At 76.8% G+C, this 12825-nt stretch carries 13 protein-coding genes; 8 read left to right on the forward strand and 5 right to left on the reverse strand.

Annotation, left to right across the window (positions count from 1 at the left end; translation table 11 throughout):
• Window positions 1–57: 57 nt before the first annotated feature.
• Window positions 58–1572 carry an SCO1417 family PLP biosynthesis transcription factor gene (locus SXIN_RS28505; RefSeq protein WP_095757745.1) on the forward strand — a complete coding sequence of 505 codons (1515 nt, stop codon included), beginning with the start codon at window positions 58–60 and terminating at the stop codon, window positions 1570–1572.
• A gap of 91 nt (window positions 1573–1663) precedes the next feature.
• On the opposite strand, the gene SXIN_RS28510 is transcribed toward SXIN_RS28505, so the two are convergent.
• Together SXIN_RS28510 and SXIN_RS28515 are read right to left on the reverse strand one after the other, a co-directional pair.
• The gene (locus tag SXIN_RS28510) at window positions 1664–3229 is read right to left on the reverse strand and encodes an FtsK/SpoIIIE domain-containing protein (protein ID WP_095757746.1); all 1566 of its coding nucleotides are present in this window, start codon (window positions 3227–3229) and stop codon (window positions 1664–1666) included.
• A gap of 72 nt (window positions 3230–3301) precedes the next feature.
• Window positions 3302–3496 carry a hypothetical protein gene (locus SXIN_RS28515; protein ID WP_019708524.1) on the reverse strand — a complete coding sequence of 65 codons (195 nt, stop codon included), beginning with the start codon at window positions 3494–3496 and terminating at the stop codon, window positions 3302–3304.
• Window positions 3497–3738: 242 nt separating this feature from the next.
• Here SXIN_RS28515 and SXIN_RS28520 point away from each other — a divergent pair, with 242 nt between their 5' ends.
• The 4 genes from SXIN_RS28520 to SXIN_RS28535 all read left to right on the forward strand — a co-directional run bounded on the left by SXIN_RS28520 (window position 3739) and on the right by SXIN_RS28535 (window position 6834).
• Window positions 3739–4170 carry an ankyrin repeat domain-containing protein gene (locus SXIN_RS28520; RefSeq protein ID WP_019708523.1) on the forward strand — a complete coding sequence of 144 codons (432 nt, stop codon included), beginning with the start codon at window positions 3739–3741 and terminating at the stop codon, window positions 4168–4170.
• A gap of 189 nt (window positions 4171–4359) precedes the next feature.
• The gene (locus tag SXIN_RS28525; RefSeq protein WP_095757747.1) at window positions 4360–5205 is read left to right on the forward strand and encodes a HipA family kinase; all 846 of its coding nucleotides are present in this window, start codon (window positions 4360–4362) and stop codon (window positions 5203–5205) included.
• A gap of 142 nt (window positions 5206–5347) precedes the next feature.
• The gene (locus SXIN_RS28530) at window positions 5348–6325 is read left to right on the forward strand and encodes an acetylxylan esterase (protein ID WP_095757748.1); all 978 of its coding nucleotides are present in this window, start codon (window positions 5348–5350) and stop codon (window positions 6323–6325) included.
• Window positions 6326–6438: 113 nt separating this feature from the next.
• The gene (locus SXIN_RS28535) at window positions 6439–6834 is read left to right on the forward strand and encodes a VOC family protein (RefSeq protein WP_039817783.1); all 396 of its coding nucleotides are present in this window, start codon (window positions 6439–6441) and stop codon (window positions 6832–6834) included.
• A gap of 43 nt (window positions 6835–6877) precedes the next feature.
• On the opposite strand, the gene SXIN_RS28540 is transcribed toward SXIN_RS28535, so the two are convergent.
• The gene (locus tag SXIN_RS28540; protein WP_095757749.1) at window positions 6878–7573 is read right to left on the reverse strand and encodes a helix-turn-helix domain-containing protein; all 696 of its coding nucleotides are present in this window, start codon (window positions 7571–7573) and stop codon (window positions 6878–6880) included.
• Window positions 7574–7828: 255 nt separating this feature from the next.
• Here SXIN_RS28540 and SXIN_RS28545 point away from each other — a divergent pair, with 255 nt between their 5' ends.
• Together SXIN_RS28545 and SXIN_RS28550 are read left to right on the forward strand one after the other, a co-directional pair.
• Window positions 7829–8332, forward strand: coding sequence for a hypothetical protein (locus SXIN_RS28545; protein WP_095757750.1), 504 nt, complete (start codon window positions 7829–7831; stop codon window positions 8330–8332).
• A gap of 173 nt (window positions 8333–8505) precedes the next feature.
• On the forward strand, window positions 8506–9270 hold the full coding sequence (locus tag SXIN_RS28550; RefSeq protein ID WP_095757751.1) for a M23 family metallopeptidase: 765 nt from the start codon (window positions 8506–8508) through the stop codon (window positions 9268–9270).
• 68 nt (window positions 9271–9338) lie between these two features.
• Here the strand turns inward: SXIN_RS28550 and SXIN_RS28555 are convergent, their stop codons facing one another.
• Complete coding sequence (locus SXIN_RS28555; RefSeq protein WP_019708520.1) at window positions 9339–9764, reverse strand: OsmC family protein; 426 nt, start codon at window positions 9762–9764, stop codon at window positions 9339–9341.
• Between the two features lie 361 nt (window positions 9765–10125).
• Window positions 10126–10503 (reverse strand): ATP-binding protein, encoded by a 378-nt coding sequence (locus SXIN_RS28560; protein WP_019708519.1) that lies wholly within the window; start codon window positions 10501–10503, stop codon window positions 10126–10128.
• Between the two features lie 269 nt (window positions 10504–10772).
• Between SXIN_RS28560 and SXIN_RS28565 the strand changes: the two genes are divergently transcribed.
• Complete coding sequence (locus tag SXIN_RS28565; RefSeq protein WP_157916354.1) at window positions 10773–12335, forward strand: LCP family protein; 1563 nt, start codon at window positions 10773–10775, stop codon at window positions 12333–12335.
• Window positions 12336–12825: the final 490 nt, after the last annotated feature.

Genomic DNA, 12825 nt, shown 5'->3' on the forward strand with positions numbered 1-12825 from the left:
CTGTGGCCCGGGACCTCGGCGGTTCCATGGCCAATTTCGGGAAGGTGGACCGGGAAGATGGGTCAGTGGACCTCGGCGGTGGGGGCCGCGCAGCTCGCCCGGCTGCTCCGCTCGCAGAACCACGGAGGCAACGGCACCACGGCCCCGGCCGGCCGCCGGGCGCCGGTCTACCGCGCCCTCGCCGACGGCGTGCGGCTACTCGTCCACGAGGGCCGGGTGCCCGTCGCCGCCCGGCTGCCCGCCGAGCGGGAGCTGGCCGCGGCGCTCTCCCTGAGCCGTACCACCGTCGCCTCGGCCTATGAGGCGCTGCGCGCCGAGGGCTTCCTGGAGTCGCGGCGCGGCGCCGGAAGCTGGACGACCGTCCCGGCGGGCAGCCCGCTGCCCACCCGCGGTCTCGACCCCCTGCCGCCGGACGCCGCCGAGACGATGATCGACCTCGGCTGCGCGGCCCTGCCCGCCCCCGAGCCCTGGCTGACCCGCTCCGTCGAGGGCGCGCTCGGCGAACTGGCGCCCTACGCCCACACCCACGGCGACTACCCGGCCGGCCTCCCCGAACTGCGGCAGGTCCTCGCCGACCGCTACACCGCGCGCGGCATCCCGACCATGCCCGAGCAGATCATGGTCACCACCGGGGCCATGGGCGCCGTCGCCGCCATCTGCCATCTCTTCGCGGGACGGGGTGAGCGGGTGGCCGTCGAGTCGCCCAGCTACGCCAACGTGCTGCAGCTGATGCGCGAGGCCGGCGCCCGGCTCGTCCCCGTCGCGATGGCCGACGGGCTGGCGGGCTGGGACCTGCCCGCCTGGCGCGGGGTGCTGCGCGACGCCGCGCCCCGCATGGCCTATGTGGTGGCCGACTTCCACAACCCCACCGGGGCGGTGGCGAGCGAGGACCAGCGGCGGCACCTGGTGGCGGCGGCCCGCTCGGCGGGCACGGTGCTCGTCGTGGACGAGACGATGGCGGATCTGCGCCTGGACGAGGACTTCGAACTCCCGCGCCCCGTGGCCTCCTTCGACCCGGCGGGCAGCACGGTCGTCACCGTCGGCTCGGCCAGCAAGGCGTTCTGGGCCGGGATGCGCATCGGCTGGGTGCGCGCGGCACCGGAGATCATCCGTTCCCTGGTCGCCGCCCGCGCCTACGCCGACCTCGGCTCGCCCGTACTGGAGCAGCTCTCCGTCAGCTGGCTGATGCGCGGCGGCGGCTGGGACGAGGCCGTGGCGATCCGCTGCCGGCAGGCGCGGGAGAACCGGGACGCGCTGGTCGCCGCGGTGCGGCGGCACCTGCCGGGCTGGGAGTTCTCCGTCCCGCACGGCGGACTCACCCTCTGGGCGCGCACCGGCGGCCTCTCCGGCTCGCGGATCGCGGAGGCGGGGGTGCCGCTGGGGGCCAGGGTGCCGTCGGGGCCGCGCTTCGGTGTGGACGGGGCCTTCGAGGGCTACGTCCGGCTGCCGTTCACGGTGGGCGACGCGGTGGCCGACACGGCGGCGGCCCGCCTCGCGCAGGCGGCGCGGCTGGTCGAGACCGGGGCGACGGGCGCGGCCGCGGCGGCGGACTCACGGAGCCTGGTGGCCTGACGTCTGCGGCGGTCCGGCCGTGCCGGCCATCCGGCAGCCACCCGGCCGGCGACCCGGCGCCGCGCGGCGTGCGGGCGCCCGGCCCGCCGCCTCAGTGGTCCGCCCGCGCCGGGGCGGTCATGTCTCCCGGTGCGGAGACCGGCTCCGGCAGCAGCGCCAGCACGGCCAGCCGGTCGCCCTCCGTGCACTCCTCGTCGTACGGATCCGGGGTCGCCGGCACCTGCAGCCGGTGCACCGGGCCGTGGCCCAGCCGTGCGTAGCCCCGCCCGGGCGGCACCTCCGGCGGCGGCGTGGTGTGCGGCGGGGTACCGAGCACCGCCGCGATCTCCTCGGGCGTGGCCGGGCCGAGCACCACCCGGGCCGGGGTGTGCGTACGGACCGCCTCGCCCGGGGAGTCCACGCCGTCGAGGTGGTCGGCCACCACCACCGTCACCTGCGCCGCCCGGCCGTGCCGCAGCGGCACCCGCAGCAGTTCCTGCGGGTCGGGCCGCCCCTCCGAGGCCGCCAGCTGGCTGAGCGCGGCCGGGCGGTCGACGACGATCCACAGCCGGCGCCGGACGTCCTCCGGGACCGGACGGCCGGTCCGGCGGGCCTCGTGGACGGAGAGCAGCCGCCGCTCCGTCTCGTGGGCCGCCCACTCCAGGACGGCCAGGGCGCCGCCGAGACCGCACTCGACGGCCGGCACGCCGCGCCGTCCGGCCAGGCAGGCGTACTCGCCGGTGCCGCTGCCGTCCACCACCAGGACATCGCCGTCGCGCAGTGCCTGCAGGGCGATCGAACGGAGCAGGGTCGTCGTGCCGCTGCCCGGTCTGCCGAGGACGAGCAGATGCGGCTCGGCGGAGCGCGGCCCGGTCCGCCACAGCACCGGGGGCACGTCGGCGGCGTCCTCCAGGGCGTCGCCGCGGACCGCCGGAAGGGTGCGCCGGACGCTCTCCGGGCCGGTGAAGCCCAGCACGGTCTCGCCGGGGGCCGTGACGAAGCGCTGGGCGCGGATGTCGTCGGGGAGGGGCGGCAGGACGGTGAGGGTGAGGACGTTGCCCTCCTCGTCCCAGTCGAACAGGTACTCGCGCCCGCGTCCGCACTTCGCGTGCAGCACCTGCTCGATCCGGGCCCGGAACCCGGGCTCGCCGTCGGTGAAGTACGGGGGGTAGCACAGTTCGAGCAGGACCGGGCGGCCCGTCTCGTCGAAGGCGTGGTCGAGAAAGACGGCCTCCCAGTCGCCGCCGTGCGCGTACAGCGGTTCGGGGTCGTCCTCCGCGCGGAAGTACGGCACCAGCGCCTCGTACAGGGCCCGGAGCCGCTCCGCCTCGGCCTCGCCCGGCCCCTCCTCCCCGGCGGCCGGGCCGCCGCGCCCGGCCCAGGCGGCCGCCGCCATCAGGGCCGCCACGGCGAGCAGCGGACCGTGCGGGGCCAGGGCCACCGCCGTCACCGCGGCGGCGGCCAGCAGCAGGACCGGTCCGCGCCGGTCGGACGGGGTCCGTGTCCACCGCTGCCGGCCGGCGGCGGTGAGCCGGCGCAGTCCCCGGCCGATGACGATCAGGGGGTGCAGCACGTCCGCGGTGTGGCCGGCGGCGGCACGCAGCAGCTCCCCGCCGCGGCGGAAAGGAGCGCTCCGGGGGCTCGGTACGGGGACGCGGGGGAGGGGGCGCCGGGCCACGTTCGCTCTCCTGGGGGTCGTGCCGCCGACGCGGACGGGCCGCCGCGGCCGGAGCGGCCGCCCGTCCGCGTCTCAGAACCGGATGTTGTCCAGCAGGCTGGCGAGGCTGGCGCCGCCCGCCTTGATGCTCGGCGCGAGCGCCGTGCCGGCCAGATAGAAACCGAAGAGGGCGCAGACCACGGCATGGGAGATCTTGAGCCCGTCCTTCCGGGTGAAGAGGAAGACGATGACACCGAGCAGAACGACGCCCGAGATGGACAGAATCATGGTGTTCTCCTGGCTGTGGGGACGGTTACCACGAGTGGTTCCAGATTCACACCAAGTGTCCGGCCCGGCGAAAGCGCAAAGGAGTGAAGATGCCGCCACCGCCCCCGCCGGACCGGCCCGCCACAGGGGCCGGACCGGCGTCGTGCCGGGGTGGCCGTGTCCTCCGCGGCCGGTGCCGTGAGCAGGCCAGTAGGGTGGCGAATCACTCGTACGGGCGTGGGCCCGGGAAGGCGGAGCGACGGATGAACGACCCCGGAGCGGGCGGCCCGGCCGGCGAGGCAGGGCCGGGACCGGTGGACGACGAGGTGATCGAACTCGCGGGCCGGATCTTCGATCTGGCGCGCGCCGGTGACGCGGAGCGGCTCGCGGCCTACCTCGACGCGGGCGTGCCCGCGAACCTCACCAACGACAAGGGCGACACCCTCGTCATGCTCGCCGCCTACCACGGCCACACGGCCGCCGTGGAGGCCCTGCTCGCCCGCGGCGCTGACCCGGACCGGGCCAACGACCGCGGCCAGACCCCGCTGGCCGGCGCGGTGTTCAAGGGCGAGGACGGCGTGGTGCGCGCCCTGCTGGCGGGCGGCGCCGACCCGTCCCTCGGCACCCCCTCGGCGGTCGACACGGCCCGGATGTTCGCCAAGACCGAGCTGCTGAAGATGTTCGGCGCCGCCTGACCGGAGCTGCCCGACCGGAGCCGACCGGAGCCGGCCGGCCCGCCCGCCCTGCCCGCCCCGCCCCGGCGCTCAGGGAAAGGCCCTGAGGGGAACGCCGCCGCCCTCGGTACCATCGACAGCCGGACCGGGAAGGACGGCGCGCGGACGGCCCGCGGCCCGCGGCCCAGGGCACGGGGGAGGGGAGCGGCGGTGCTGGACGAGGTGACCGCGCTCCGGTACGTCATGCCGCTCCGCACCGGCGGCTCCGTCCCCGGCGTCGTCGAGACCGACGACCTGGGCACGTACGTCGTCAAGTTCACCGGCGCCGCCCAGGGGCGCAAGGCGCTGGTCGCCGAAGTGCTCGTCGGTGAACTCGGCCGCCGCCTGGGCCTGCCGGTGCCGCGGCTCGTGCGGGTCCGTTTCGATCCGGCCGTCGCCGCCGGGGAGCCCGACCGGGAGATCCAGGACCTGCTGCGGTCCAGCGCCGGGCTCAACCTCGGCATGGACCTGCTGCCCGGCGCCCGCGACTGGACCCCGGCCGAGCTCGTCCCCGGCCCGGCCGAGGCGGGGCGGATCATCTGGTTCGACGCTCTCACCGGCAACGTCGACCGGACCTGGAACAGCCCCAACCTGATGGTCTGGCACGGCCGGCTGTGGCTCATCGACCACGGCGCGGCCCTCGTCTTCCACCACCGCTGGGACCGGGCCCCCGCCCACGTCGCCCAGCGCTACCCCCTCACGGGCCACGCGCTCGGCGCCTGCGCCCCCGACGTCGCCGCGGCCCGCGCGGAGCTGGCGCCCCTGGTCACCGCGGACCTGCTGCGCGAGGTGGCCGCTCTCGTCCCCGACGCATGGCTGGCGGACGAACCCGGCTTCGGCTCGCCCGCCGAACTGCGCGAGGCCTATGTGACGCATCTCGCGGCCCGCGCCGCCCGCTCCGCGGAGTGGCTCCCCGGAGGCTTCGCCACCCCCGAGGAGCTGCGCCGCGCCGAGGCCGACCGCGCCGCCGCCACCCGCGCCGGCCGCCCCGCCTGGCTCCGGCACATCCCGGGCTGAGCGCATCCGCCGGCCCCGCCGGGGCATCCACCCCGTCCGACGGGGCAGTGCTCTGATAGCGGGGCGCGCGGAACGATCACGGCTCCCCGGACACGGCCGAGCAGGACGCGCCCCGGCACGGGCGCGCCGGAGGAGGGGACCCATGCCGCTGACCGATCTGCCGCTGGACCAGCTGCGCACGTACCGCGCCGGGACACCCGAGCCCGCGGACTTCGACGCCTTCTGGGCCGGCACCGTCGCCGCGGCACGCGGCGCGGCGGGCGGCGGCACGGCCGGGTACCGGCCCGTGGAGGAGCCGCTGCTCGGCACCGTGGAGGTCTTCGACGTACGGTTCCCCGGCTGGGGCGGCCAGCCGGTCGCCGCCTGGCTTCTGCTGCCGCGCGGGGCCCGGGAGCCGCTGCCCGCCGTCGTCCAGTACCTCGGGTACGGCGGCGGCCGCGGGCGGCCGCTCGAACACCTGGTGTACAGCGCCGCCGGCTACGCACACCTCGTCGTGGACAGCCGCGGCCAGGGCCACGACACCCCCGATCCCGACCCCGTGCCCGGCACCCAGTACGTCGGCGGCTACATGACACGCGGTATCGACGACCCCGAACACCACTACTACCGGCGGCTGATGACGGACTGCGTCCGCGCCGTCGACGTCATCCGGGAGCACCCCGCCGTGGACCCCGACCGGGTCGTCGTCGCCGGGGCCAGCCAGGGCGGCGGGCTGGCGCTGGCCGCGGCGGCCCTCGCCGGGGACACGGTCGCCGCCGCCCTCGTGGACGTCCCCTTCCTCTGCCACTACCGGCGGGGCGCGGAACTCGCGGCCCTCGGCCCGTACCCGGAGCTGGCCGAGTACCTCGGCCGGCACAAGCGCGTCGACCCCGAGCGGGTATTCACCACCCTCGACTACTTCGACGGCGTCCACTTCGCTCCCCGGGCCGGCGCGCCCGCGCTGTTCAGCGTCGGGCTGATGGACCCGGTCTGCCCGCCCTCCACCGTCTACGCCGCCCACAACGCGTACAAGGGCGACCGGGAGATGCGGGTGTGGCACTTCGCCGACCACTCGGGCGGCGGCGCCTCCCAGACGGAGGAGCAGCTGCGCTGGCTCGCCGACCGCGGACTGGCCCCCTGAACGGCCGGGGCTCCGGGGCCCGCGGCGCCGAGCGCATCCCGCCGCGCGCCTTCCGCTCCGCGGCGTCCGATCCGTACAAGACCCGGGCGGGGCCCGGTGCCTACGGTGCCTCCATGACACCTCGATTCGACGCCGTGGGCCTGGTCACGGCCGACCTGTCCGCCTCCCTCGCCTTCTACCGCCGGCTCGGCCTGGACGTCCCCGGGGACGCCGCCGGCCCGCACGTGGAAGCGGCGCTGCCCGGTGGTCCGCGGCTGCTCTGGGACACCGCCGAGAGCGTCCGGTCCCTCGACCCGGACTGGACGCCCCCGACCGGCGGCCCCGCGATCACCCTGGCCTTCGCCTGCGACTCCCCGGCGGACGTCGACGCGGTGTACGCCGCGTTCGCCGCCACCGGCCACGGCGGCCGCGCGCCCTGGGACGCCGCCTGGGGCCAGCGCTACGCGGTCCTCACCGACCCGGACGGCAACGCCGTCGACCTCTTCGCCCCGCTCCCGGACACGGACTGAACCGGCCGGCCCCGGCCCGGCCCCGGCGGGCGGCGCCCACCCGTCAGCCGGAGGGCGGCGGGGCCAGCAGCAGCGCCGGCGGCAGGCCCGCCAACGCCCGCACCTCGCGGGTGAGATGGGCCTGGTCGCAGTAGCCCGCGAGGGCCGCCGTCTCCGCGAGGGGGCGGCCCGCCCGGGCCAGGTCCAGCGCCCGGTTCATCCGCAGGATCCGCGCCAGCGTCTTCGGCCCGTAGCTGAACGCGGCCAGAGAGAGCCGGTGCAGCCCCCGTACACCGAGCCCCGCCTGCTCGGCGACCTCCGCCACGGTCAGTCCCGCGCGCAGCCCGGCGACGACCGCCGCCCGGCGCGGATCGGCCGGGCCCGCGCCGCGCAGGGCCTCGGCCGCGGCCCGCTCCAGCACCTCCGCCGGATCGGCCGCCCCGGCCACGCGTTCGGCCAGCCGCCGTACCTCCGCCTCCGGGCGGAGCGCGGCCAGCGAGAGCCGCCGGTCCCTCAACTCGTGGGCGGGCACGCCGAAGACGGCCGGTCCGGTGCCGGGCGGGAACCGCAGGGCGGTGTAGCGGGTACCGGGCGGGGCGTCCGGCCGGTGCGCCCGGGTGTCGGGCCCGGCGACGAACAGTTCCGCGCCGTCCCAGATCAGATCGGTGCAGCCGTCGGGCAGCACCCGCTCCTGCCGGACCCCGGCCGTGCGGGACCAGACGACGGCGGGCACGCGCGCGGAACGTCTCTCCTCGTACACCGGGCCAGGGTCGCACGCGGACGGCGGAGTCCGTCACCCGCTCGGCGGCGACGCGCCACGACGCGCCGCACCCGACCGGGCACCCCCCGTCACCTGCGCCGATGCGGCAGACGCGGGACCCGGGGCTGCTCCATTGGCGGGACGGTGGACCCCGTTCCGCCGCGCGCGGTTGACGGCCCGTCGGGCTTGCATGGTGCCGACGGCGCGGAGCCCGAGCGGACGCGGGTCCGCCTCCCCGCCGGAAGGAGCACTCACATGCGCATCGTCTCCCGCGTTCTCGCCACGACCGCTCTGACCGCGATAGCCCTGGGGGGTGCCGCCACGGCGTCGCAGGCCGGCGGACACCCGGACTCCCGGATGAGGATCAGCCCGCACATGCCGAAGGCGGGGGCCCATGTGGTCATCAGTGTGAAGAGCGGCTGCGAGGACCGCCGGATGACCGCGAAGTCCTTCGGGCTGGCCCGGGAGGTCACCCTCCACCGGCAGAGCCACCGCACCTTCGTCGGAGCCGCCAGGGTCAAGGACGACGCCAAGCCCGGCCGCACCTACTGGGTGCGGGCGCACTGCCGGAGCAGCGGAGACGCGGTGGTGGGCCACTTCACGGTGGGCCATCGTGCCTGGCGCGGATCGCAGGCCGGTGAGGGCGGCGGGTCCGGCGGCATGAACGCCGGCACGGCCGCGGCCGGCACCGGGCTGGTGGCACTGGCCGCGGGCGGCTCCGTGCTGGCGTTGCGCCGCCGCCGTGACGACACGGGCTGAGGCCGTGGTGCGCCGGCGCGGGCCGTGACCCGCCGGCGGATCCCCCCGGTACGTCCCCGCCCCACCGCGGGGACGTACCACCCGGCCCGCCCCCGTCCCCCCTTTTCCCGTCCGCCTTTTCCCGTCCCGTCCATGACACCGGACAGCAGGAGACCGGTAGGAGAGGAACGTCCATGACCGCGGTACGCACATCCGGCGCGAACCGATCCGCCGACGGCGCCGTCGAGGGCCGCAGGCCCCGCGTGATGCCCCGGCTGCTGCGCGGGGGTGCCGCCGGGATAGCGGGAGTGCTGCTCACCGCCAGCCCGACCTGGGGCGCGGGTATGGACATCAGCCACCGGTACCTGGCCGAGCGCGATGACCGGGCCCGCACCCACGGCAGCCCCGGCCCCCGCGGCGGCAGCCCGTGGGAACCCGGCGAGCCGCCGGACACCGCCGCCGCCGCCGGCGACGGCGGAACGCGGGAGGACGCGGACGGCGCGGGCGCGCCGGGCCGACGCGCCTCCCGGCCGGCCTCCGGAACCGCCGCGACGGACGGCTGGACCCGTCCCGTGGCCGACGCCGAGGTGTCCGCCGCCTACGGCATCCCCGGCAGCTGGCTCGCCGGCCGCCACACGGGCGTCGACTTCGCCGTCCCCGTGGGCACCCCGGTGCGCTCGCCCGGGCCGGGCGAGGTCGTGACGGCCGGCTGGGGCGGGTCCTACGGCCACCTGGTGACCCTGCGGACCGACGGCGGCCAGTACCTGCTCTTCGCCCACCTCTCCCGGATCGACGCGGCCCCGGGGCGGAGGGTGGGCCCGGGAGAGCTCCTCGGCCTCTCCGGCAACACCGGCCGGTCGAGCGGCCCGCACCTCCACTTCGAGGTGCGGCAGAGCACGGAGTACGGGTCCGACATCAACCCGCGGTCGTATCTCGCCTCCAAGGGCGTCCGGCTCTGACGCCCGTCCGCCCGGGACGCGCCGCCGCCCGTGAGCCGGGCGGCGGCGCCCCGGGCGCCGGGGCCGGGTCAGCCCAGCGAGGCGGTGAGAGTGATCGTCGTCCCGGTCAGGGCCTGGCTCACCGGGCAGTTCACCTTGGCGTCCTCGGCGGCCGCGGTGAACGCCTCCTCGTCCATCCCGGGAACCTCGCCCGACACCGTCAGATGGATCCCGGTGATGCCCGTGCCCGGCTGGAAGGTGACCTCGGCCCGGGTCGTCAGCCGGGCCGGCGGGGTCCCGGCCTTCGACAGGCCGTTGGACAGGGCCATCGAGAAGCAGCTCGAATGCGCCGCGGCGATCAGCTCCTCCGGGCTCGTCCGGCCGTCGGGCTCCTCGGCGCGGGACGGCCACGAGACCGCGTACTCCCCGGCTCCCGAGGAATCGAGGGTGACGGTGCCCCGGCCCTCGAGCAGATTGCCTTCCCAGACCGTGTGCGCGGTGCGTGTGGTGGCCACGATGGTTCCCTCCTGTGATGCGGGTGGCGTCCTGCCGATGGTCCGCCCCCGTACGGCCGCTCCGGCCGCGACGCGCCGTGCGACGGCCGCCCGTTGCCGGAACCGGTGCGCGACATCTCCGCCGATACGGGACGGAGCGGGCCGATCCGTCCGCGGTGCCCCCGAGGGGGCCGGGCCGTGAGGGCGGAGGGGTGCGCGCCGGGGGAGGGGGCGAGAGGGCCGGCCGCGGAAAGCGCCGGCCTCCGGGCGATCGCCACGGAATGCCCCGGGGCACGGCGGTCCGCCCGCCCGCTGGGACGGTGACCGCCTCACCGGCGGTGACCGGGGCGGGGCGGAGAGGAACGAGACCGCGGCGAACGGCTCAGGCCGGGGCCTTGGCGTAGAGGGGGAAACGGGCGCGGACCGTCTTGCCGCCGGGGCGCGGAAGGACCTCCAGCTCGTCGGAGAGCCGCTGGACCATGATCAGGCCGAGCCCGCCGCCGCCCGTGAGATCCGAGGTCGGACGGATGGCCGGGGGGACCTCGCTGCGGTCCTCCACATCGATGATCAGCGCGTCGTTGCGGGCGCCGAGCCGCAGCCGCCACCATCCCGCGGTGTGCCGGGCGGCGTTCGCCACCAATTCCGATACGACCAGCACGACCGCATCGGCGTCCACCCCGGGGCACGCGGAGGAGACGAACTCCGCGGCCGCGTGCCGGGCGTCAGCGGTGCTCGCCCGGCTGGACTCCACCACGACCATGCGGCTGCACCTCCTCCTTACCGTTCATTACACCCCTCTTGCCCGGCGGCCGCGCAATCATGGGACGTGATCGGGCAGCGGATGCGCGGACGCCGTGCGAACACGACGCAACCGGACACCCCTGCCCGCCTGTCACCGAGGAAGACGCGTCATCGCGGAAACACGTTCCGCCTTCCGGGTGGCCGTCACCGGGCGCGGCGTGCGCACCGCGCACCTCCCCGCGCGCCGTGCCTAGCCTGCGGAGGTCACCGTATCGCGGAGGTCTCCCCATGTTCCGTCCAGTCCTCCCCGTACGCACCCGGAGAGCCCGGTCACGGGTGGCCGTCGCCCTCTGCGCGGCCCTGCTGGCCGGTGGCTGCGCCCCGTCCTCCGAGGCCCCGGAGCCCCCGGCGCGGCCCGGTCCGGAGGCCGGCGGAGCCCGTGTCTCGCCGTTCGAGGGGCTGACCGGCCGTCCGCGGCCGACCCCCGGCACGACCTTCCTGCTGGTGGGACTGGACGGGCGTACCGGGCTCTCGCGCGCGGAGAAACGGCGGCTGTTCGTCGGCGGCGAGGGCTGCGACTGCACGGACGTGATGATGCTGCTGCACGTCTCGGCGGACCGGCGCCGGGTCACCGTCATCAGCATCCCGCGGGACTCCTACGCCGAGTTCCCCCCGCACACCGAGCCTCCCGCCACCCGGACCCCGGGCGCGAGCACTCCCGCGGGGGCCTCCGGCGCCGCGGGACCGCCCGGGCCCGGGACCGCGGGTCCGGAACCGTCCCGGCCGGAAGCCGCCGGGGCCGGCACCGGGCCGGTGCGCCACTGGGGCAAGATCAACGCGGCGCACAAGCACGGCGGCCCCGCCCTCACCGTGGCCGCGGTCGAACACGCGACCGATATCCGGGTCGACCACTACCTGGAGACGGACTTCACCGGCTTCGTCCGCACGGTCGACCGGCTCGGCGGCGGCGAGGTCTGCACCGGCAAGCCCCTCAAGGACGACAAGTCCGGCCTCGACCTCCCGCCCGGCACCCACCACGTCGACGGCACGGACGCGCTGAAGTACGTCCGCGCCCGCCGGCTGGATCCCCCCGGCGACCTCGGCCGGGTCCGGCGGCAGCAGCGCTTCCTCGTCTCGCTGATGGAGAACCTCTTCTCCGGCGACCGGACGCCCTCCGGCGGGGACGGGTTCTCCCGCAGCGCACGGGCCCTGCTCGGCTCCGTACGCACCGACGAGGGCCTGACCCTGCCGAAGCTGGCCGGCCTCGGCCGGGCGCTGCGGAAGCTGCCGAGCTCCGCCGCCGAGTTCGCCACCGTTCCCATCAGGGATTTCGACCACCGGGTCCCCGGCTGGGGCTCCACCCTCGTCTGGGACGAGCCCCGGGCGGAGGCCCTCTTCGCGGCCGTCCGCGCCGACCGGCCGATCGTCCCGGAGACCCGGCCCGGCGAGATCCGCCCGGTTCCCGTCGCCGTCGCCCCCCGCAAGCTGCGGGTCAGCGTGGCCGAGGGGCCCGGGGCCGAGCCCGGCAGCGCCGCGCGGCTGGCCATGAAGCTGCGGGAGAACGGCTTCACCGTCGTCGGGGTCACGGCCGGGTCCGGCGGCGGCCCCGCACAGGCGGGGCCGACCGAGATCGCCCACGACCCGAGGCTGCGGCGCGCAGCCCCGACCCTGTCCGCCGCGCTGCCGAACGCCCGGGTGCGGGAGACCGAGGGGCTTGGCCGGGTCTTCCGGGTGACCGTCGGCCCGATCGCCGGCCGGGTGGTCCCGGTCGTCCACGACCGGAGCGGTGTCGAAGGGGCCCCCGTCACCGGGGACGAGCTGAGCTGCCGCGAGACCCCGCCCGGCGGGTAGCGCCCCCGCGCCCCGAGCCTTCTGGGCGCCCTCCGTGTCCGGGCCCGCCCGTCCCTGATCACGGCGCACGCGGTCACCGCGCGTCATGGAGGCCACGCAGGGCGGGCGACCGGCCGGCCGGGGAGCGGGGAGAGCGGCCCACCCAGGAGCACCCTGCGGGACACGCGCCGGAAGGCGGCCGACAAGCGGCGCAGAGCGGGCAGGAGGACGTGGACGACCGTCCTCGTGGCGCGGATCAAGAACGCCATGGAGGGCGCCCGGCCCCTGGTCGACCAGGTCTTCCCGGACATCCGAGGCCACCGCGGAGGACCGCCGGCGGGCCCGCCGGAAACGGCGGGAACTCGCGAGGCGGTGGCGGCCGTGGCGGAGAACTCCGGCTGGTCTCCGGTGACTTCGCGGCGGATCGGGGGAGTATGGGGTGGTGCGGCGGGACACCCGCCGAGCCCGGCACGCGCCGCGGCCGCGACCGTGCCCCGGCCCGCACACACGG

It is taken from the genome of Streptomyces xinghaiensis S187 (genome assembly GCF_000220705.2).
GTDB classification, from domain to species: Bacteria; Actinomycetota; Actinomycetes; order Streptomycetales; family Streptomycetaceae; genus Streptomyces; species Streptomyces xinghaiensis.